Raw genomic sequence first — 20,364 nt, forward strand, 5'->3', positions numbered from 1 at the left:
GCACTATTGAGTTAAAATGAAGTTAACAAATTGTTAAAACACGTAATAATTTTAACATGAAATTAGGTTTAAGGTAAGGTTTTGTTTAAAAAGTTATCCAATTCCTCCCCTCTCAAATTTTTGGCTATAATTTTTCCATTAGGATCTAAAAGAAATGATGCAGGTATAGCTTCTACTTGATATAACCTAACTGTTGGTCCTTCAAAATCCGCTAATTCACTTGCATGGTTCCATGTTAAACCATCTTGCTGAATAGCCTGTGCCCAGGCCGCTTTATCTTTATCTAGAGAAATACCCAGAATGGTAAAATTTCTATCCTTAAATTTATTGTATGCCTTAACTACATTAGGATTTTCATTTCTGCATGGTCCACACCAAGAAGCCCAAAAATCAATTAATACATATTTACCTTTAAAATCCTTTAAATTGATTGTTTTACCATCAATAGAATTTATACTAAAATCTGGTGCTTGCTGACCAATTTGTACAGCTTTTAATTTAGAAACTTTTTCTACAAAGGATTTTACCGCTGGATTTTTTTTCAAGTTCTCATCCACTTTTTCTGCATAAGTTACCATTGCTGCTTCATTTCCTGTCGGATTTACCAAGCTTATTGCATAAAAACTGACCAATGATTTCGTGTTGTCGTTTGCGAATTTGATAACTGCAGTGTTTAAATCTTGAATAGCTTTCATATATTGAGGCGTAATTTGTTGCACTAACGCTTCTCTACTATCAGGATTTGCAGCTACTTTTTGCTCGAAATCATTTTTTATAGCTTCGATTTTTGCAGCATATGAATTTTTCAAGCTGTTAAATTCTTCTAATTTAACAGCGTCTTCAGCACCTTTCACTTTATATTCGTGATTTTTATTGGCTAAGTCTGCATTAAAAATAATTTCATCGCCATTTTTAGCAATGACCATATATTCGTTTGCACCAATATTAATGCGATAAAAATCTGCTTCTGGAGAAACTTTTGAAAACTTAAATTCTCCTTTTTCAGATAAAATAGTCGAATCTAAAACAACCATATTGCTGCTTGCCATACCGTATAGGTAAACTTTTTTCTCTGTTCCAGGATTTTCAATTTTTCCGTCAATCGTAAATTTTGTTTTGTCTTTACATGCTGTTGCTAATGCTACAACAAAACATAAAATATAGCTTAATTTTCTCATCTGATTTCTATTTTAATTTTTCTAGTATTAAATCACTTATTTTTTTAGCATCCGCTTTGCCTTTTGCCAATTTCATCACCTCGCCAACAAACAAACCTAAAACGCCTTTTTTACCAGATTTGTATGCCTCTACTTGAGGTTTATATTTCCCTAAAACTTCGTCAATAAATTCATTAATCGCATCATTATCTTCAACTATTAATAAATTTAATTCTGTAGCTAAGTTTTCTACAGATTTATTTTGATGAGCAACTAAAGCGGGTAAAAGTTGTTGCAAGGCATTTTGTTGACTTATTTTTTTATCATCTACAAAATTAATTACCTCTGCCAATTGAGCTGGTTTAACTTTATAATCAGCTATGCCAATTCCTTCTTCATTTAATAACGCTCGTATTGAACCTAAAAGCCAGTTTACTAAACTTTTTTGATGGTTTACTTTAGTTTTTGCTGTATTAAAATAGTTAAACAAATCAATATCTTCTGCCAGCATATTCGCTTCTGCTTGGTTGACACCAAATTCTGTAACTAACTGTTTAGCAATTTCTTTTGGTAAAGCTGGCATTGCCGATTTAATTTCAACTAACCATTCATCGGAAATAGAAATGGGTTGTAAATCTGGATCTGGAAAATAACGGTAATCATTTGCTTCTTCTTTTGTACGCATTGGCGATGTTGTACCTTTATCTGCATCAAAATTTAATGTACTCTGAATAATTTTTTCGCCATTCTCTATAACTTTAATTTGTCTGTGAAATTCAAACTCCATAGCTCTACGTACGTTTCTTATAGAGTTTAGGTTTTTTACCTCACAACGCGTTCCAAATTCTGTCGAACCATTTTCACGTATAGAAATATTTGCATCGCAACGTAAAGAACCTTCTTCCATATTACCATCGCTTACGTTTAAATGGCGTACTAATTTCCTAATTTCTATAAGCAAAGCTGATGCTTCTTCAGCACTGCGTATATCTGGTTCGGTTACAATTTCAATTAATGGAACTCCCGCTCTGTTTAAATCTACATATGAATATTTTGCATCTTGATCATGTAAACTTTTACCTGCATCTTCCTCTAAATGAATTCTATTTATACCAATCCGTTTTTCTTCGCCATTGGCTAACACCACATCTAAGTATCCATTTTTACAAATTGGACTATTATCTTGTGTAATTTGATATCCTTTTGGTAAATCTGCATAAAAATAATTTTTACGATCAAAAAAATTATGCTGATTAATTTCACAATTTAAAGCTAAGCCAATTCTAATCGCTTTAGCAACTACTTCCTTATTTAATTTAGGCAATGCACCAGGTAAAGCAAGCGAAACAGGAGAAATATGTTCGTTGGGTCTAGCTCCGAAAGCAGCACTATCTGATGAAAATATTTTAGACTGTGTGTTTAACTGTACATGTATTTCTAAACCAGATACTAATTCGAAAGTCACATTTTCAGCTGCAGTTTTTGTACTCATTTATTGGGTAATATGTATTAAAACAGTCATTTAAGACTTTTCAAAGATAGGCAAATAATGTATCAATTCTATTGTTAAATGGGTAACAATATGCTTGTGGCACAAAATTAGATTTGATATTAATACACACATAAATTTTAGAACTATGAAAAAGTTAATTATTGTAGCTGTGTTAGGAATTGCAGCAGCTACTTATCAACCCGCAAAAGCTCAAGTTAGTATTAGTTTAAACATAGGAACCCCTAATTACTACGGTTATAATTCGTATTATACCCCGCCTAGAGAAGTGGTTTATGTAGAAAGACATCACAACTATTATCCGAAAAGAAATGTAGTAGTGTATAGAGCACAACCACAAACTCGTCGTACGTATTACACTAATTATAGACCTGCAAACAGGTATTATTCTGTTAAAAAGGTAAATTATAAACATTATAATAAACCTAATGGCCATTCAAAAGGTCATGGAAGAGGAAGACATTAATTTCACAATCTAAATAACATAAAATGAAAAAGTTAATTTTAGTAGCCTTACTTGGTTTTGTAACATTATTTCATAACAATGCAAAAGCCCAAGTTAGTTTAAATATTAATATTGGCTCCCAACCGTTATGGGGTCCAGTTGGATATGATCACGTTGATTATTATTATTTACCAGATGTGGACAGCTATTATTCTGTTCCTAAACGTCAATTTGTTTATTTAGACAATGGAAATTGGGTTTTTAATAATTCATTACCGGCTAGATACAGCAATTACAATTTGTATAATGGTTACAAAGTTGTTATGAATGGAGACAGACCTTATTTAAATTATAAAAATGATAAGGTTAAATATGGTAAATATAAAAATTGGGGTGGCAAACAACTAGTTATTAAAAATAGTAATGATAAAAAATACTATGTTGTAAAAGGTCATCCACACGGAATGCCTCCTGGACAAGCGAAAAAAATGTACACAGGTAAAGGGAACAATGGCAATGGAAAGGGCCATAACGGTAAAGGAAAGCACTAGTTAAAATGTTTCTAAAAAAAAGCCTCAATCCAATCGATTGAGGCTTTTTTTTTATGGAATGAAACTCAATTTCTAACTTAAGAAATTCTTTGCTTTATCTAATACACTAGCCAAACCTGCTGCATTTTTACCACCAGCCGTTGCGTAAAATGGCTGTCCTCCTCCTCCACCTTGAATTTCTTTACCTAATTCTCGAACAATTTTTGCAGCGTTTAAATTATCTGACACTATATTTTCTGATATCATCACTGTAATTCCAGGTTTCTCATCAATTAATGTAGTAAATACTAAATACAAATTTGGCACTAAGGCTTTAACTTCAAACGCTAGATTTTTTACAGCTTCTGCATTTGGCAAATCAACTTGTGTTGCAATAAAGTTAATTCCATTAATATTTTCAGCTTTATCAGCAATGGTTTGCTTCATATCTCCAGCTTTGGCTAAAATGCTTTTTTCTACTTCTTTCTTCAATTTCGCATTTTCATCCAATAAAGCTTGTACCGCAAGGCTGATGTTTTGATTTCCTTTTAGTAAACCTTTTAACTGATTTAATTCTTTGCTTTGGTTCACAATAAATTGTTCTGCCTTTTCTGCTGTTATCGCTTCAATACGACGAACACCAGCAGCCACAGCACTTTCTGAAACAATTTTGAAATAACCAATTTGTCCAGTTGCTTTTACGTGAGTACCACCACATAATTCTTTAGAAAAATGATCATCAAATGTAATTACACGAACAAAATCACCATATTTTTCACCAAATAATGCAGTTACACCAGAGTTAATTGCTTCACCATAAGGAACATTTCTTTGTTCTTTTAAGTGAATATTTTCTCTAATTTTTTGATTTACGATGTGCTCAATTTGCGCTAAATTTTCTTCACTGATTTTTGCAAAGTGCGAAAAATCGAAACGCAAGTTATCTGAGTTGACCAAACTTCCCTTTTGATTAACATGCGAACCCAAAACTTTCTTCAAAGCAGCATGTAATAAGTGGGTAGCTGAATGATTATCTTCAGTTAAAACTCTTTTATCTTCATCAATTACGGCCCAAAATTTACCTTCCAAATCTGTTGGCAAAGTATCTGTATAATGAACAATTACTCCATTTTCTTTCTTGGTATCTGTAATTTCTACCCAAAACTGACGGCTATGATCTTCTAAACGACCAACATCTCCAACCTGACCACCACTCTCTGCATAAAAAGGTGTTTGTCGTAAAACGATTTGATATTGCTCTTTACCTTTTGCACTTACTTTGCGGTATTTTAAAATCTCAGTTTCAATCTCCGTTAAATCATAACCTACAAATTCAGTATCATTATCCTTATTTACGATTACCCAATCTCCAGTATCTATGGCAGTTGCAGCACGAGAACGGTTTTTTTGTTCTGCTAAAGCTTTATTGAAACCCTCCATATCAACAGTTAAGCCTTTTTCACGAGCCATCAACTCTGTTAAATCTATTGGAAAGCCAAAAGTATCATAAAGTTCAAAAGCAAAATTACCATCTATAATTTCATTTGTATCATATTTTTCAAAACGCTGAATTCCTGTAGCTAATGTTCTTAAAAACGAAACTTCTTCCTCTAAAACTACTTTCTGTACAAAATCTTTTTGCAAATACAATTCATCAAAAACTCCTTTAAATTGTTCAGCTAAAACTGGCACCAATTGGTTTAAAAATGGTTCTTTTAAGTTTAGAAATGTATAAGTATAACGAACTGCTCTACGCAAAATTCGACGAATTACATAGCCAGCTTTATTATTTGATGGTAATTGACCATCAGCTATAACAAAAGAAATTGCTCTGATGTGATCTGCCATTACCCGCATTGCTACAGCCTCATTCCATCCTTTGTCTCCAGGTTCAGCACTGCTATTATAGTCAAATCCAGATTTGTCTGAAATAAATTGAATTAAGGGTTGAAAAATATCCGTATCATAATTTGAAGTTTTGCCTTGCAATACACGAACTAAGCGTTCAAAACCCATTCCTGTATCTACATGTTGCGCAGGTAGAGGTTTTAATGAACCATCTTTAACACGGTTAAATTGCATAAATACATTATTCCAAATCTCAATTACTTGAGGATGATCTGCATTTACTAAATCTTTTCCACTAGATGCGTTTCTTTCTGCTAAAGGGCGACAATCAACATGAATTTCAGAACAAGGTCCGCATGGGCCAGTATCTCCCATTTCCCAGAAATTGTCCTTTTTATTTCCTAAGATGATCCTGTCTTCATCAACATATTGTTTCCACAATTCAAAAGCTTCGGTATCTCGTGGTAAACCTTCTTTTTCATCCCCTTCAAAAATAGAAACGTACAATTGGTCTTTTGGAATTTTATATACTTCTGTTAATAATTCCCAGCTCCATGCAATGGCTTCTTTCTTAAAATAATCACCAAAACTCCAATTACCCAACATTTCGAACATGGTATGATGATAAGTATCTATACCTACTTCTTCTAAATCATTGTGTTTTCCAGAAACACGTAAACATCGCTGAGTATCTGCAACACGAGGGTATTTTATGGCAGCTTCACCTAAAAACAAATCTTTAAACTGGTTCATACCGGCATTTGTAAACATTAAAGTAGGGTCGTTCTTAACCACAATTGGTGCCGATGCTACAATATGATGTTGTTTACTTTTGAAAAAATCTAAATAGGTTTGTCTTATTTCTTTTGCTGTCATTCTGTGTAGAAAATTTGGAAAAACAAAATTAAAATTTTATTGCGGTATTCTACTAAAATCCCTTTACATTTGGATACTTTAAGTAAAACCTACAAACAATTCATAATCAGATTAAAACATGCCGTACAAAGAGAGAGATATTAATAAAATGTATTATACCATGGGCGAGGTTACCGAAATGTTTGGCGTAAATGCATCGCAAATTAGATTTTATGAAAAAGAATTTGATGTACTTCAACCAAAGAAAAACAAGAAAGGCAATCGTCTTTTTACTCCTGAGGATATTGAAAATTTAAAGATTATTTTTCACCTAGTCGATGATAAAGGCTTCACACTAAAAGGCGCCAAAGACCATTTAAAAAATAACAATAGTGAAGTTAAAGAAAACCAAAAAGTTATTGCTTCGTTAGAAAAATTGAAGGATTTTTTATTGAAATTAAACGAAGAAATCTAATTCTAAATTAAATCATCTTAATTTAATCCCTAGCACTTATAATAGTCATTTTGCTGTTATTAACTATAGTGTTATTTGAATAAAATTGATTGCTTTTAAAGATCAAATTCATATTAAGATTTACCTCATTATTTTTTGCAAGAGAAGCTAAGGCAAAATTTGGCTCTTTGTGATAATCACTTAATTTTATTGATTTGTAACCGCTCAATGTAATGCTTTCATCATTGTTCATTACAAAATTAAACTCTAAATCTGTTCTAGTACTTACACCACCAACATTTAAAATTCCTACTGCATGAATCATTTTCATCATTGGTAAAATCATTACATGTGTAAGTTTAAAGCTTATTCCTTCTTTATCTACAGTGTTATTTTTAGAGTTATTAGTTGCTATTGGCAAATCAAGTTCGAAAGAATTAATTTCATCTAACATCCCATCTTTAATGATAAAATTACCTTCAGCACTTAGTGCACTCATTACATTTTGGCTTGAATCAATAGAAATTTTGATTTGAGAATCTCCTTCCACTTTATAAGGAGATTGTGCTTTAGTAATTTGTGCACACAGCAAACCTGTTAATACAAGGAAAAATAAAGTAATGCTTTTATAACTTCTTAAATTTGATTCGGCATTGTAGTAGTTCTTCATCTCTTTAATTTTATGGAATAAGCTTCAATGTGTTTATGTGGCATGAAGGAAATCAATTTTATATTTTCTCCGTGCCACAAATCTAATATACCGTAAATATTTTATTATTACACAAGTTTTATTTTAATTTTTTTATAAAAAAATTAAAATAATCTTTCGAATTAAGCCAAATAAGCTCATTATTAATAAATTATATTTTTAAAAACTTTTAAAAAATATTTTATTAAATTAAGCAATTGAAAAAAATACAACATTGAATAATGAGGTGTTAATTCCCCAAATAGTGTAATTGCTGCCTGAATAAGGGTAAATTTTTCTACACATATCTAATACTCCAATTCTATTTATATAAAAAAATGCATAGGACATCCTACGCATTTCAATTATTATCATTAAGTTGTTCTATTCGTGTTTAGTGGTATCTGGACGTTTTGTAGTATCTGGTAACATTTTACTGGTGTCACGAGCTAAGCTATCACGCATTAAACTATCTTTTCTAGCGCTATCAATTGCCGTAGAATCCATTGTTCCATTACTATTTTTGCTTGAACTACATCCCCCTATTGCCATACCAGCAACTGCGAGGACTATTAAGAATTTGAATTTCATTGTCTTTTTTATTAAGGTTAAATGTTCATTCCGTCAATGTTTAGTCAATGACCATATATTAAATAGCTTTTTAGTAAAAAAAGTTTTTAATATTTTAAAAACCTTAGTTAATGACCTACTACTAAGGAAGGCATAGATATTTCAGCATTATAAAACCTGTGTTCTAAAAATTTCCCGACACCATCTATAAATTCATTAGACATTTCTCTGCCACCTATTTGCTCCCAACCATTCGTCACTTTTTTTATTGTCCCTATTAATTGATCGCCAATGCAAACACAAAACACATCATTAACATCAACTTGTAATAAGGTATAAAGATATGGGAGTTGATTTTCGAATATTTCGCACAAGTAATCAATTTTCAACATAATACAAGTAAATTAATTTCCATTGATAAGCCCTAATAGCAATAACCATAATTTAATTTAATTGTTTGTAAAAATCATTGTAATAATTGCTAACATTACTCTACTCCTTTTACCAACATTGGCAAAATATAAATGGAACTACCCGCTGTAATAAACAAGATGTTCCTATTTTTTCCAGCAAAACACAGATTAGATGTACGTGTTTTAGAAACATTGATATGCTCTATTTGCACTCCTTCTTTATTAAAAATAGTAACACCGTTTCCTGTTAAATAAATATTACCTTTCTCATCTAATGTCATTCCATCGGAACCTTGATTAATGAGCAACACTTTATTTGTTAACGTACCATTAGGTTGAATAGAATATTGATAAATTTTACCTGCCTTTGCATCGGCCACATATAGTAATTTACCATCTGGAGTTCCAACAATTCCATTAGGCTTTTCTAAACCCTCTTCCACAATTTTAATTGGAGATTCTTCCTTATTTGGTATATAATATACTTTTTCACCAACTATAGCTGGAGTTTTTCTTGTCCAATAATTTCTTTGATAATAAGGATCAGTAAAGTAAATCCCGCCTTTTTTATCTATCCATAAATCATTTGGACCATTCAAATCATTTTCTTTTGGATTTTTATAAATGGATTTAGATATTCCATTTCTATCGAACGATAAAATTTGAAAATTTTCGTCTGCGCATGCTAGTAAATTCCCTTTTTTATCGAAATAAGTACCATTAGCTCTTCCTGACTTATCTGTAAACAAAGATAAGTTTCCATCTACACTATATTTCCAAATGGTATTGCTAGGTTGATCGCTAAAAAATACATTTCCTTTTTTATCAACTGATGCACCTTCAGTAAATTTAAATTGAGAAGAAATAAGTTTTAAGCTATCCTTAAATAAAGGCTTATTAGTTTGCGCACTTACTGCAAATGAGAATAAAAAACAAACCAGAAATATTTTAATAAGGGAATAAAATTTTATCCTTTCCATGTACCGCTTTTCTTTAAATAACGGATAGTAAGATAATAAATAGCTAATAAAATTGCAGCACCAATGCAAATTTTATTTCTTAAGTCTTCATTGCCATTTGTTAATTGTGGGTAGTAAAAGAGTAGGATTATGACTATGCCTGCCAACCAAATTGTTTGGGTATTATATTCTTTAATGAGCCATCTTTTCCCATTAAATGCCATACCATTTATGGTTTTCCCAAGGCCATTAAAATTTACCCACCAGCGATTAACACGAGCACAATAAGCCTCGAATTGCTTACCAAATTTATTTCTCAAAAAGTTCTCTTCAGCCAATACAATTGCTTGATAGATAAACAAAAACAAAGGAATAAAAATGATGATGAACAACAGAGAATTAATTAGAATACCTACTCCAACTAACATTAAAATATTACCTACGTATAATGGATTACGACAATGACTGAAAAATCCTTCGACCACTAAGCGATCTGCATATACATTTTTATCTTTCCCTCCACGAACAATATATGCTAAAGCTATAGTAATCCCTCTAATTAATTGCCCTAATATGGTAATGAACAAACCTATAATTAAAGGATATTGATAGTATTTTGGCCCTAATACACTTTCAGTAAAAAGCTGTGGAGATGGAATAAACAAAGCGAGATACAAGAAAATAAACAAGAAATTTCTGTATTTAAAAAAGAAGTTACCTATTGCTATCATGTTAGTTTTTTACTGCGATAAAGCCTGTGAAATTATACCATTTAAAAAAGGTTTCGGTATGCGGAAAACCAGCTTCTTTGAGCATTTTAAAGTTTTCGCTTAATTTATAAGGTATTAATACATTTTCTAACGCTTCTCTTTTTTGAGAAATTTCCATTTCACTATAATTATTACGACGCTTATAATCATAATAGTATTTAATGAAATTTCTATTGAATAAACTATCTTCTGCTAAGATTTTTTCTGAAATAATCAATACTCCACCAGGAACTAAACCATCATATATTTTCTTTAATAGTTTTTCGCGAAAAATTGGACGAACAAATTGTAGGGTTAAGCATAAAATAACTACAGATGCATTTTCGATCTTAATGTCTTCGTGTAAATCGGCCTGTACTAATTCGTAGTTTCTTTTAAAATCTGATTGTTTTAGTTTAACATCACATTTTTTAAGCATTTCAGCAGAATCATCTACTCCAATAAACTTAATGTTTTCTGCTACATATGGATTAAGGCCGATCATTGTTGTACCGGTCGAACATCCTAAATCTACCACATTAGTATCGGGTAAGGCATGCTCTACTGCTAATTCTATAATCATACGCTGTATTTCATTATAGAAAGGTACAGAACGCTCTACCATATCATCAAAAGCATTGGCAACAGTAGCGCCAAACTTAAAATCAGATGGTTTTTTTATTTCTTCTTTAAAAACATTATCTAGGTTATCCCTTTTATCCATTAGTTCTGAATGAGTATTATTTACTCGCAATAAATCTAACAATGATTTATTACTAAATGATTGATAACATATATAATAAAACAATGTTAACTTTCATTTAACACATAAAGCATTCAGTTTGTTCTTGAAGTTTTATTTTAAGAGGAATAGGTAATCTGATAGTATATTACTTTCAGTATTCTTTAAATTGATTAAAGCTTAACTTTGCTTGAACACATTAATAGCTAATGTTTTCCAGGGAATGTAATTTAATAATGCACAAATCTTAGCTACTTCTATCTCTACAAAGCTAGGCACATCGTTTACAATTCTCCAACGGATAGTATATTTTGGATTATAACTAATGTAAACTACAACATCATCAGATAGTGGCTTAAGCGCAGAAAAACTTTTTAAATGAACATCCTGTAATTCAGCAGCTAAGCGAATTAATCGTTCCTTCATTACTTTCGCTAAAGAAGCATTATGATTAAATTCATCAAATATAGCAAGGACAGTGACATTCATACGGCAGGAATAAATACTATTATTTTTAGCAAATGTACTTAAATTATTTTACCGAAACGTGATAAAATGTCAGAATTTGATCAGAATAATGAGTTTTTAAAATTTTACTTTCAAGATAGCTTCCAACTAAGTAACGTTTATTATTCACAAACTTATTGCAATTTTTCTTATATATTATTATTTAAAATAAGTCTAAATAAAATTTGTGCTTTTCAATCCTCATCTTATCTTTGCAGTAATTTAGAATTAATCCAAATAAATATATGCGTAAATTATTTACAAAATCTCTCAATTTAATAGCCCTATCTATTTTTTTCTTTGGAGCAGTGCAAGCTCAAAACAATTTTGGAATAGTAAAAGGAACAATAAAAACAAGCGATGGTTTGCCTGTAGCTTATGTAAGTGTGGTTTTAAAAAACACCAACAAAACGTCTCAAACTAATGAAAATGGAAATTTCACAATCAACAATATTTCTGCTGGAAATTATACTATTAGAATTTCTGCAGTAGGTTTAGTTTCTCAAGAGAAATCAATTGTGGTAACTCAAGGACAAACCACTGAAATAAATTTCTTGACTACAGAATCCGCTTCTCAATTAGCTGAGGTAGCGGTTACAGGTTATAAAACTCCCAACAAAAAGCCAGTCAATTTGGGTAAAATAGCAATCGCACCTATAGATTTGCCTCAATCTGTTCAGATCATTGGTAATCAGGTTATTACTGATCAACAAGCTAATCGTTTAAGCGATGTTTTGAAAAACGTAAATGGTGTTGCTTTTGGCGAAAACCGGGGCTCTGTAAGTGGTGAAACTTTCTTTGCTAGAGGATATAGTTTAGGTACAAATAATGTATTTAAAAACGGTGCCCGTGCAAACAGTGGCGGTATGCCAGAAGCCAGTACATTGGAGTCTGTTGAGGTATTAAAAGGTAGCGCAGCATTATTATATGGTGGAATTACTGGTGGCGCAGTTGTAAACTTGGTAACTAAAAAACCAAAATTCGAATATGGTGGTGAAGTAGCTATGCGTAGTGGTAGTTATAATTTATACAAACCAACTGGCGACATTTATGGCCCTATTACAAAGAACTTAGCTTTTCGCGTAATTGGTACTTTTGAAGATGCAGGTAGTTTTAGAAAAAGTGTAAATACCAAAAGAACCTACGTAAACCCATCTCTATTATACAAAATAAGCGAGAAAACGGATATTTTGCTTCAAGGCGATTACCTGAAAAGTGATTACACTCCAGATTTTGGTATAGGTTCTGTGGATAATAAAATTGTAAACATTGGCAGAAGCACCTATTTAAATGCACCAGGAGCATATAATAAAACTAATACTACGAGTACTCAATTAAATGTAAATCATAAATTTAACGACAACTGGAAATTAAATGTGATTGCTAGTTTGCAGTCTTATAACAGAAATTATTATAGCGCAGAGCGCCCTTTTGCAAATGCTGCAGGTGTTGCTGCTAGAAACCTTACTCGTTCTAAAACAGAAGAATTTACTTATAACCAACAAATTAATATTAACGGTAATTTTAAAACAGGTAGCATTACACACACTTTATTAGTTGGTGCAGATGCCGATCAGTCTAGGGTAACTTCGAATGCTTTTGCTTATCCAGGTGGTGCCACAACTTATAATTATGGTAATATTAACTTATTAAATCCTAATAGTTTTAATAATAATGCACCTTTACCAACAACAACTGCTATTTCTGAAACCTTTGCACCAGTTTACCGAATGGGTACTTTTGTGCAAGACTTAGTTTCTCTAACAGAACAATTTAAAGTTTTAGCTGGAGTTCGTTATACTTTCCAAAAAACACCTAGAACAGTAACTACTTCATTTGCTACAGGTGCTAAAACTTTAAGCAATAATATTATTGGAAAGTCTAAGGTCGAAACTGCTTTTTCTCCAAAATTCGCATTGATTTATCAGCCCTTAAAAGCAACTTCACTTTATGTAAGTTATGCGAATAATTTCATTTCAAATGCTGGAATGGATATATACAGTGCACCATTAGATCCTTCAATAGTTGATCAGTATGAAGCTGGTATCAAAAACGATTTATTAGATGGAAAACTATCTGCAAACATTACGGTATATAGAATTATCAATAATAAATTTGCACAACAGGCTTTGCTTAAAGCTGATGGCACACCAAACGGCGATACTAATGTGAAAGAATTAAGTGGAAAAACAGCAAGTGATGGTATTGAGTTTGATTTAACAGGAACTATTATCAAAGGTTTAAACTTCATTGCTGGATATAGCTATAATTTTATCCGCTACACAGAAACCCTAGACAAAACCACAATTACCTCTGGTACAACAACCACAACAATTGGTGGTATTGTTGAAGGGCAACGACTAGTGGGTTCGACCAAAAACACAGCTAATGGAACCTTATTCTATACCTTCCAAAATGGAAGTGTTAAAGGTCTAAAATTAGGTGCATCCGCTTATTACACGGGAAATCGAAATGGAGGTTATAACGACAGCAAAACCGGAACTCCAAGCAGATTAATTCCCTTAAGTGATTTTACAACATTTGATTTATCAGCAGGATACGCTTGGAGAAAGCTTTCTTTATTAGCAAAAGTAGCCAACATTACAAACGAGTTAAATTATTTCGTTCATGAGAATTACAGCGTAAACCCAATTCCACCTCGTCAGTTTATAACTACACTTTCTTATAAATTCTAATTATAAACCATCAAAAAAGCCTCGATCATTAAAATGGTCGAGGCTTTTTTTTGTAATTAAATTAATACAGAAATTGAATAATTAAATCTCAAAAATTAGCTCGAATTATCCAAATATTCAGCAATATTGGCATTAATATGAAAGATAGTATAATTATACTGTATATTTAATTGACCAATTATAAACCACTGTACTAACATGAAACCTCAATTATTAAAAGTTTCAACTGGGCCTGCTCAGTCATTTAGTGTAAGAAGAGATTTAGTTCCTTACATGAACAATAAATGGCATTATCATCCAGAGGTTGAACTTATCCATTTAAAAAAAGGTGTCGGAACTCAATTTATAGGTGATAGCATTAAAGGCTTTCGTTCAGGCGACATCGTATTAGTAGGCGCTCATTTAGCTCATTATTGGAGATTTGACGACATGTACTTCAATGACCAATCGAAAGCTTGTGCCGATGTTAGAGTTGCCCATTTCAGCGAAAATTTTTGGGGTGATCAATTCTTAAATCTTCCAGAAAATAAGGCGATTAAATCATTACTTGAAAATAGCAGAAGAGGTTTACAAATAAACGGCAAAGTAAAAATAAAAGTGGCCGATTTATTAGAGCAAATGTTAACTGCTGAAGGAACTCAACGCATTGTTTTGTTAATAGAAGCACTTTCTCTTATTGCTAATTGCAACCAAACCGTAAAGCTTTCCTCAATTGGCTTTAAACAAGATTATGATGAATCTGAGAATATACGCATTAATGCCATTTACGATTATACCTTGAGTAATTTTAGAAGAAAAATTCATCTAGAAGAAATTGCTAATGTAGCGGTAATTAGCCCAAATTCTTTCTGTAGATACTTTAAATCTAAAACCCGTAAAACATATTCCAGATTTTTAACAGAAATAAAAGTGGGCCATGCTTGTAAACTATTAATGGAAAATAAATTAAACATTAAGCAATTATGCTACGAAAGTGGATTTAACAATTTAGCCAGCTTTCACAAATATTTCAAAATAACAACTGGTAAAAGCCCATTAAACTATCAAAAAGAATTTATTTCACACCATAACAATTAAATAGATTTTATTTAATTGCTCTTAAATCCTAGCTCTTGCCATTTTTATGAAGGTTGCCCTCTTTATTCCGTGTTATGTAGATCAATTTTATCCGCAAGTGGCAATTGCTACTTTAGAGTTATTAGAAAATTTAGGAATTGATGTGACTTATCCAAGCTCTCAAACGTGTTGTGGACAACCAATGGCAAATTCTGGTTTTGAGCATTTAACTGGCGGATGTAATTCTCTTTTTGTTAAAAATTTTAGTGGTTTCGATTATATCGTCGCTCCTTCTGGTAGCTGTGTTTTACATATTAGGGAACATCTACATGATGAAAATGAACCTGAATTAGCTAAACATATTGCAGCAACAACTTATGAATTAACTTCATTTTTGACTGATATTCTGAAAGTAGATGTCTTAAAAAGTAGTTTCCCTCATAAAGTTGGAATGCACCAAAGTTGTCATGGACAAAGAGGCTTAAAGCTGTCGCAGATGACCGAATTAAATGCCCCTGATTTCTCTAAACCAGGACAGCTTTTAAATTTAGTAAAAGATATAGAATTAGTAGAACTAGATCGGAAAGATGAATGTTGCGGTTTTGGCGGCACTTTTTGTGTAGCTGAGGAGACAGTTTCTGTTAAAATGGGAAAAGACAGAGTAAAGGATCACGCTAAACATCATGTAGAATACATTACTGGCGTAGATTTGTCGTGTTTAATGCACATGGAAGGAATTTTAAACAGACAACAAAGTCCGATCAAAATAATTCATATTGCAGAAATTTTAAATGGAGTAAAAGCATGAAAATTCTAGATCATGCTGAAAGAGCGGATATCTTTAACGAAGATGAAAAAAGAGTAGATTGGCACGATGAAACCCTATGGTGGATTAGACAGAAAAGAGATAAGTCTGCACATCAAATTCCAGAATGGGAGAATTTGCGCAATGCTGCATCAGCTATTAAATCAAATACACTTTCTAATTTACACGACTATTTACTTGAGTTTGAAAAAAATGCATTAAAGAATGGTATCATCATCCATTGGGCAGTTGACGCTAAAGAACATAACGAGATTGTACATCGCTTGTTAAAGGAAAAAGGCATCAATAAAATGGTGAAAAGTAAATCAATGTTGACTGAAGAATGCCATTTAAATGAATATTTGGAGCAAAATGGAATAGAAGTCATAGATTCTGATTTAGGAGAACGCATTGTACAATTGGCAAAAGAACCACCAAGCCATATTGTTTTACCTTGTATTCATAAAAAGAAAGAAGAAATTGGCGAATTATTTCACGAACATTTAGGTACACCAAAAGGAAATGCAGATCCACAAACACTTACAGAAGCTGCTCGTGTACATTTAAGAGATACTTTTTTAACTCGAAGAGCTGCGCTAACAGGTGTTAATTTTGCAGTTGCAGAAACAGGAGAAATTGTAATCTGTACTAACGAGGGCAATGCCGACATGGGAGCGCATTTAGCTGATATTCATATTGCTTGTATGGGCATAGAGAAAATCATCCCAAAACGTGAGCATCTTTCTGTGTTTCTAAGATTATTGGCCAGGAGTGCAACCGGACAACCGATTACCACCTATTCTAGCCATTTTGCTAAACCAAGAGATGGCAAAGAATTACATATCATTTTGGTAGATAACGGTAGAACTCGTCAGTTGGGTAGAGAAGAATTTAGAAATTCATTAAAATGCATTCGTTGTGGAGCTTGTATGAATACCTGCCCGGTGTATAGACGTAGTGGAGGACATAGTTATCATAATGCCATTTCTGGGCCAATTGGAGCTATTTTAGCACCAAATTTAGACATGAAACAGTATGCAGATTTACCTTTTGCATCCACTTTGTGTGGTTCGTGCTCAAATGTTTGTCCGGTTAAAATTGATATACATGATCAACTTTACAAATGGCGACAAGTATTAGTAAAAGAAGGTTACGCTACCACAGCTAAGGAAATTGCAATGAAAACTATGGCCACTACCCTGTCTTCGCCTACACTTTATAAAATAGCCGGAAAAGCTGCAAGAACAACACTTAAATATGCACCATTAATAATAAACAATAAGTTTAATGCTTGGTATTTACAAAGAGAAATGCCCAAGGTACCAAAAAGTTCATTTGGAGAATGGTATAAAATCAATAGAAAGAATAATGAATAGTAGAGATCAGATTTTAGCAGCTGTTAAAGCAAATCAACCAGAATTAACTTTATTGCCTCAGCTCGATTCTTTTTTTCAAGGACAAGAAACTGCTTTAATCGAAAAATTCACTCAAGTTTTAACTGGAATTGGAGGAAAAGTAACAGTTGTAGCGGATACTACTGAGATTATCTCCTTATTAAAAGCAAACTATTCATTAGACCAAATCAGAGTGATTTCGCCTTTATCTACTATGCAAGAAATCGCCATTAATGCTATTGACAATCGTCATCCACATGAGCTACAAAATGTTGAACTTGCTATTTTACCTGCTCATTTCGCAGTAGCGGAAAATGGGGCATGTTGGTTAAGTGAAGCAATGTTATTGGATAGGGTTTTGCCTTTTATTACACAACATTTAATTTTGATTGTTAATAAAATCGATATTTTACCAACCATGCATCATGCGTATGAAAAAATTGGAAATGAGCATTATGGTTATGGCACTTTTATCGCTGGGCCATCAAAAACTGCCGATATAGAGCAGAGTTTAGTACTTGGTGCACATGGCGCAAGATCGCTCTGGGTATTTTTAATTTAATGTCAAATTAATTGAGTAGCTAGCTAATAACAACTACTTAAATAGCCGTTAGAATTGTTTCTTTTATATCAGAACTAAAATATATGAATCCGAAAATTATACTCTTTAGCATTTCTTTATTTTGCTCATCCTTTTTATGGGCACAAAATCGTACTCCAATTGTTATCGAAACTCAAAATACTAGTTTAGTTTTTGCTGGCGATGAAGGTGGAAAATTATTCCAACGTTATTTCGGAAAAGCATTATCAAAAGATACGTATGCGAAATTAAGAAACGGTATGGAAGCCTATATTGGTGCTGGCATGGAAGATGTTTTCGAACCTGCTATTCGTATGGTACATGCTGATGGAAATCCATCTTTAGATTTGCGGTTTAACAAAGTAGAAACCAAAAAATTAGATGATGATATCACTCAAACTGATATCTATTTAAAAGATCCAGTTTATCAAACCGAAGTTATTTTACATTTCAAAGCGGCCTTTAAATCGAATGTATTAAGCAGTTCGACAGAAATCATCAATAAAGAAAAAAATAGCGTTGTTTTAAGTAATTATGCTTCTTCTATGTTACATTTTGATGCTTCAAATTATTTTCTCACTCAATTTCATGGAGATTGGGCTCGTGAAATGGATATGCAAGAAAGTCAATTAACGAGTGGCATTAAAATAATTGATAGCAAATTAGGCAGTAGAGCAAATATGTATCAAAGTCCGGTGTTTTTTTTAGCACCAAATAAAATATCGACAGAAACAGAAGGCGAAGTAATTGCTGGCACAATTGCATGGACAGGTAATTTTCAGTTTGTATTTGAAGTAGATAGAACGAATAAATTAAGGATAATTTCGGGCATTAACCCTTATGCTTCTACTCTTACTTTAAAAGCTGGTGAACATTTTATGACTCCAGAATTTATATTTACATATAGTGCCAATGGTAAAGGCCAGGCCAGTAGAAATTTACATACATGGGCTCGTGTTTATGGAGTTTTAGATGGTTTAAAACCTCGAATGACCTTATTAAACAATTGGGAAGCCACACATGTGAAATTTGACCAAGAAAAATTGGTTGAATTATTTGATGGATCGAAAAAATTAGGGCTTGATTTATTCTTGTTAGATGACGGTTGGTTTGGGAATAAATATCCTAGAAATGATGATAAGGCTGGTTTGGGTGATTGGCAAGAAGATCGTAAAAAACTGCCAAATGGAATAGGTTATTTGGTAAAAGAGGCAACTAAAAAAGGAATCAAATTTGGTATTTGGTTAGAGCCAGAAATGGTAAATCCTAAAAGTGAGTTGTACGAAAAACATCCAGATTGGGTTTTAAAACTTCCAAATAGGGCTGAAAATTACCAACGTAATCAGTTGATTTTAGATTTGATTAATCCAAAAGTTCAAGATTTTGTATTTAATCTCGTAGATAAAATGATGACCGAAAATCCTGGTTTAGGCTATATTAAATGGGATAACAATCGATTCATGTCAAATACTTATTCTCCTTATTTAGGTAAAGATCAATCGCGTTTATTTATTGATTATACAGAGAGTTTCTATAAAGTAATGCAACGTATTAGAGGTAAATATCCTCATTTAGGTATTATGTTATGTTCTGGTGGCGGTGGACGAACAGATTATGGTGCACTTAAGTATTTCGATTCGTTTTGGCCAAGTGATAATACTGATGCCGCCGAACGTGTATTTATTCAATGGGGTTATTCTTATTTCTTCCCTTCTAATACTATTTCTAGTCATGTAACTTCTATGGGTAAGCAAACTCTTAAATTTAGAACAGATGTAGCGATGATGAGCAAATTGGGTTATGATATTAGTGTGGATAAAATGACGCCTGAAGAAATTAACTTCAGCAGTGCTGCTATTGCAAATTATAACCGATTAAACCCTATTATTTGGTATGGTGATTTATATCGTTTAGTATCTCCGTATGATGAAGATAGAGCAGTATTAATGTATAGTGATTCGACTAAAAATAAGGCCGTTTTGTTTAGCTATAATTTAAATTTAAGGAAGAAACAAATTTTCGGAAAAGTAAAACTTCAAGGTTTAAATCCTGATCAAGAATACACTATTACAGAAACTAATTTGATTCCGGGAGCAGCAGCAGAAAGTCCTGAAAATGGCAAAGTTTATACAGGAAGTTATTTAATGGAAATTGGTTTAAATGTTTCTCCTGCTAAATTAAGACCATTGAGCAGTATTGTTTTAGAAATTACAAGCAAATAACTATGGAAAAAAATGGTAAGGTAGAAACTTTGCTTGATAGCCTTTAACCAAGAGTAAATACTGTTGATTTAGCATACGATGCTGCAAAAAAGATACTTTATGTACTTTCTTTCAACAATAAAATTGTAACCACTTATTAGTTAAAGTAGTAGTTAGAAATGCCCTCACGTTCGTCAATCAAATC

Annotated in this window: 19 protein-coding genes; 9 read left to right on the forward strand and 10 right to left on the reverse strand. The window is 32.3% G+C overall.

Annotated features, from left to right (window positions below):
- Positions 1-68: 68 nt before the first annotated feature.
- The gene (locus HQN85_RS04650) at positions 69-1,178 is read right to left on the reverse strand and encodes a redoxin domain-containing protein (RefSeq protein WP_173269275.1); all 1,110 of its coding nucleotides are present in this window, start codon (positions 1,176-1,178) and stop codon (positions 69-71) included.
- Between the two features lie 7 nt (positions 1,179-1,185).
- A complete protein-coding gene (gene gatB, locus HQN85_RS04655; protein ID WP_173269277.1) occupies positions 1,186-2,649 on the reverse strand; it encodes an Asp-tRNA(Asn)/Glu-tRNA(Gln) amidotransferase subunit GatB in 1,464 nt (487 codons plus the stop codon).
- Positions 2,650-2,794: 145 nt separating this feature from the next.
- Here gatB and HQN85_RS04660 point away from each other — a divergent pair, with 145 nt between their 5' ends.
- Together HQN85_RS04660 and HQN85_RS04665 are read left to right on the forward strand one after the other, a co-directional pair.
- Positions 2,795-3,133, forward strand: coding sequence for a hypothetical protein (locus tag HQN85_RS04660; RefSeq protein WP_173269279.1), 339 nt, complete (start codon positions 2,795-2,797; stop codon positions 3,131-3,133).
- Between the two features lie 23 nt (positions 3,134-3,156).
- A complete protein-coding gene (locus tag HQN85_RS04665; protein WP_173269281.1) occupies positions 3,157-3,663 on the forward strand; it encodes a hypothetical protein in 507 nt (168 codons plus the stop codon).
- Positions 3,664-3,735: 72 nt separating this feature from the next.
- Here the strand turns inward: HQN85_RS04665 and alaS are convergent, their stop codons facing one another.
- The gene (gene alaS / locus HQN85_RS04670) at positions 3,736-6,366 is read right to left on the reverse strand and encodes an alanine--tRNA ligase (protein ID WP_173269283.1); all 2,631 of its coding nucleotides are present in this window, start codon (positions 6,364-6,366) and stop codon (positions 3,736-3,738) included.
- 118 nt (positions 6,367-6,484) lie between these two features.
- Between alaS and HQN85_RS04675 the strand changes: the two genes are divergently transcribed.
- Entirely contained in the window at positions 6,485-6,820 is a 336-nt protein-coding gene (locus HQN85_RS04675) for a MerR family transcriptional regulator (protein WP_173269285.1), read from the forward strand.
- 22 nt (positions 6,821-6,842) lie between these two features.
- Here HQN85_RS04675 and HQN85_RS04680 read toward each other — a convergent pair whose 3' ends face one another.
- The 7 genes from HQN85_RS04680 to HQN85_RS04710 form a co-directional block, all read right to left on the reverse strand.
- The gene (locus HQN85_RS04680) at positions 6,843-7,469 is read right to left on the reverse strand and encodes a hypothetical protein (RefSeq protein ID WP_173269287.1); all 627 of its coding nucleotides are present in this window, start codon (positions 7,467-7,469) and stop codon (positions 6,843-6,845) included.
- 402 nt (positions 7,470-7,871) lie between these two features.
- Positions 7,872-8,078 carry a coproporphyrinogen III oxidase gene (locus HQN85_RS04685; protein WP_173269289.1) on the reverse strand — a complete coding sequence of 69 codons (207 nt, stop codon included), beginning with the start codon at positions 8,076-8,078 and terminating at the stop codon, positions 7,872-7,874.
- A 107-nt stretch (positions 8,079-8,185) separates the two neighbouring features.
- Entirely contained in the window at positions 8,186-8,449 is a 264-nt protein-coding gene (locus tag HQN85_RS04690; RefSeq protein ID WP_216847219.1) for a hypothetical protein, read from the reverse strand.
- 95 nt (positions 8,450-8,544) lie between these two features.
- Positions 8,545-9,450, reverse strand: coding sequence for an SMP-30/gluconolactonase/LRE family protein (locus HQN85_RS04695; protein ID WP_173269292.1), 906 nt, complete (start codon positions 9,448-9,450; stop codon positions 8,545-8,547).
- Entirely contained in the window at positions 9,438-10,160 is a 723-nt protein-coding gene (locus tag HQN85_RS04700) for a methyltransferase family protein (protein WP_173269294.1), read from the reverse strand. The genes HQN85_RS04695 and HQN85_RS04700 overlap by 13 nt, the downstream gene beginning before the upstream one ends.
- A gap of 1 nt (position 10,161) precedes the next feature.
- Positions 10,162-10,902 carry a carboxy-S-adenosyl-L-methionine synthase CmoA gene (gene cmoA, locus HQN85_RS04705; RefSeq protein ID WP_173269296.1) on the reverse strand — a complete coding sequence of 247 codons (741 nt, stop codon included), beginning with the start codon at positions 10,900-10,902 and terminating at the stop codon, positions 10,162-10,164.
- A 198-nt stretch (positions 10,903-11,100) separates the two neighbouring features.
- Positions 11,101-11,409, reverse strand: a complete 309-nt coding sequence (locus HQN85_RS04710; RefSeq protein ID WP_173269298.1) for a hypothetical protein — start codon at positions 11,407-11,409, stop codon at positions 11,101-11,103.
- A 263-nt stretch (positions 11,410-11,672) separates the two neighbouring features.
- Between HQN85_RS04710 and HQN85_RS04715 the strand changes: the two genes are divergently transcribed.
- The 6 genes from HQN85_RS04715 to HQN85_RS04740 all read left to right on the forward strand — a co-directional run bounded on the left by HQN85_RS04715 (position 11,673) and on the right by HQN85_RS04740 (position 20,180).
- On the forward strand, positions 11,673-14,123 hold the full coding sequence (locus HQN85_RS04715) for a TonB-dependent receptor (RefSeq protein ID WP_173269300.1): 2,451 nt from the start codon (positions 11,673-11,675) through the stop codon (positions 14,121-14,123).
- 198 nt (positions 14,124-14,321) lie between these two features.
- On the forward strand, positions 14,322-15,200 hold the full coding sequence (locus HQN85_RS04720; RefSeq protein ID WP_173269302.1) for an AraC family transcriptional regulator: 879 nt from the start codon (positions 14,322-14,324) through the stop codon (positions 15,198-15,200).
- A 46-nt stretch (positions 15,201-15,246) separates the two neighbouring features.
- Positions 15,247-15,987, forward strand: coding sequence for a (Fe-S)-binding protein (locus tag HQN85_RS04725; protein ID WP_173269304.1), 741 nt, complete (start codon positions 15,247-15,249; stop codon positions 15,985-15,987).
- Positions 15,984-17,360 (forward strand): lactate utilization protein B, encoded by a 1,377-nt coding sequence (locus HQN85_RS04730; RefSeq protein WP_173269306.1) that lies wholly within the window; start codon positions 15,984-15,986, stop codon positions 17,358-17,360. Before HQN85_RS04725 ends, HQN85_RS04730 begins: the two co-directional genes overlap by 4 nt.
- Positions 17,353-17,940 carry a LutC/YkgG family protein gene (locus HQN85_RS04735; protein WP_173269308.1) on the forward strand — a complete coding sequence of 196 codons (588 nt, stop codon included), beginning with the start codon at positions 17,353-17,355 and terminating at the stop codon, positions 17,938-17,940. The genes HQN85_RS04730 and HQN85_RS04735 overlap by 8 nt, the downstream gene beginning before the upstream one ends.
- An 83-nt stretch (positions 17,941-18,023) precedes the next feature.
- Positions 18,024-20,180 carry an alpha-galactosidase gene (locus HQN85_RS04740; protein WP_173269310.1) on the forward strand — a complete coding sequence of 719 codons (2,157 nt, stop codon included), beginning with the start codon at positions 18,024-18,026 and terminating at the stop codon, positions 20,178-20,180.
- Positions 20,181-20,364 lie beyond the last annotated feature (184 nt).

The sequence above is a fragment of the Pedobacter boryungensis genome (genome assembly GCF_013204825.1).
Classification (GTDB): Bacteria; Bacteroidota; Bacteroidia; order Sphingobacteriales; family Sphingobacteriaceae; genus Pedobacter; species Pedobacter boryungensis.

What these genes read in the sequence shown, in the direction of transcription:
- HQN85_RS04650 (WP_173269275.1), bottom strand. Translation starts at nt 1,178, where the DNA reads ATGAGAAAATTAAGCTATATTTTATGTTTTGTTGTAGCATTAGCAACA.
- gatB (WP_173269277.1), bottom strand. Translation starts at nt 2,649, where the DNA reads ATGAGTACAAAAACTGCAGCTGAAAATGTGACTTTCGAATTAGTATCT.
- HQN85_RS04660 (WP_173269279.1), top strand. Translation starts at nt 2,795, where the DNA reads ATGAAAAAGTTAATTATTGTAGCTGTGTTAGGAATTGCAGCAGCTACT.
- HQN85_RS04665 (WP_173269281.1), top strand. Translation starts at nt 3,157, where the DNA reads ATGAAAAAGTTAATTTTAGTAGCCTTACTTGGTTTTGTAACATTATTT.
- alaS (WP_173269283.1), bottom strand. Translation starts at nt 6,366, where the DNA reads ATGACAGCAAAAGAAATAAGACAAACCTATTTAGATTTTTTCAAAAGT.
- HQN85_RS04675 (WP_173269285.1), top strand. Translation starts at nt 6,485, where the DNA reads ATGCCGTACAAAGAGAGAGATATTAATAAAATGTATTATACCATGGGC.
- HQN85_RS04680 (WP_173269287.1), bottom strand. Translation starts at nt 7,469, where the DNA reads ATGAAGAACTACTACAATGCCGAATCAAATTTAAGAAGTTATAAAAGC.
- HQN85_RS04685 (WP_173269289.1), bottom strand. Translation starts at nt 8,078, where the DNA reads ATGAAATTCAAATTCTTAATAGTCCTCGCAGTTGCTGGTATGGCAATA.
- HQN85_RS04690 (WP_216847219.1), bottom strand. Translation starts at nt 8,449, where the DNA reads ATGTTGAAAATTGATTACTTGTGCGAAATATTCGAAAATCAACTCCCA.
- HQN85_RS04695 (WP_173269292.1), bottom strand. Translation starts at nt 9,450, where the DNA reads ATGGAAAGGATAAAATTTTATTCCCTTATTAAAATATTTCTGGTTTGT.
- HQN85_RS04700 (WP_173269294.1), bottom strand. Translation starts at nt 10,160, where the DNA reads ATGATAGCAATAGGTAACTTCTTTTTTAAATACAGAAATTTCTTGTTT.
- cmoA (WP_173269296.1), bottom strand. Translation starts at nt 10,902, where the DNA reads ATGGATAAAAGGGATAACCTAGATAATGTTTTTAAAGAAGAAATAAAA.
- HQN85_RS04710 (WP_173269298.1), bottom strand. Translation starts at nt 11,409, where the DNA reads ATGAATGTCACTGTCCTTGCTATATTTGATGAATTTAATCATAATGCT.
- HQN85_RS04715 (WP_173269300.1), top strand. Translation starts at nt 11,673, where the DNA reads ATGCGTAAATTATTTACAAAATCTCTCAATTTAATAGCCCTATCTATT.
- HQN85_RS04720 (WP_173269302.1), top strand. Translation starts at nt 14,322, where the DNA reads ATGAAACCTCAATTATTAAAAGTTTCAACTGGGCCTGCTCAGTCATTT.
- HQN85_RS04725 (WP_173269304.1), top strand. Translation starts at nt 15,247, where the DNA reads ATGAAGGTTGCCCTCTTTATTCCGTGTTATGTAGATCAATTTTATCCG.
- HQN85_RS04730 (WP_173269306.1), top strand. Translation starts at nt 15,984, where the DNA reads ATGAAAATTCTAGATCATGCTGAAAGAGCGGATATCTTTAACGAAGAT.
- HQN85_RS04735 (WP_173269308.1), top strand. Translation starts at nt 17,353, where the DNA reads ATGAATAGTAGAGATCAGATTTTAGCAGCTGTTAAAGCAAATCAACCA.
- HQN85_RS04740 (WP_173269310.1), top strand. Translation starts at nt 18,024, where the DNA reads ATGAATCCGAAAATTATACTCTTTAGCATTTCTTTATTTTGCTCATCC.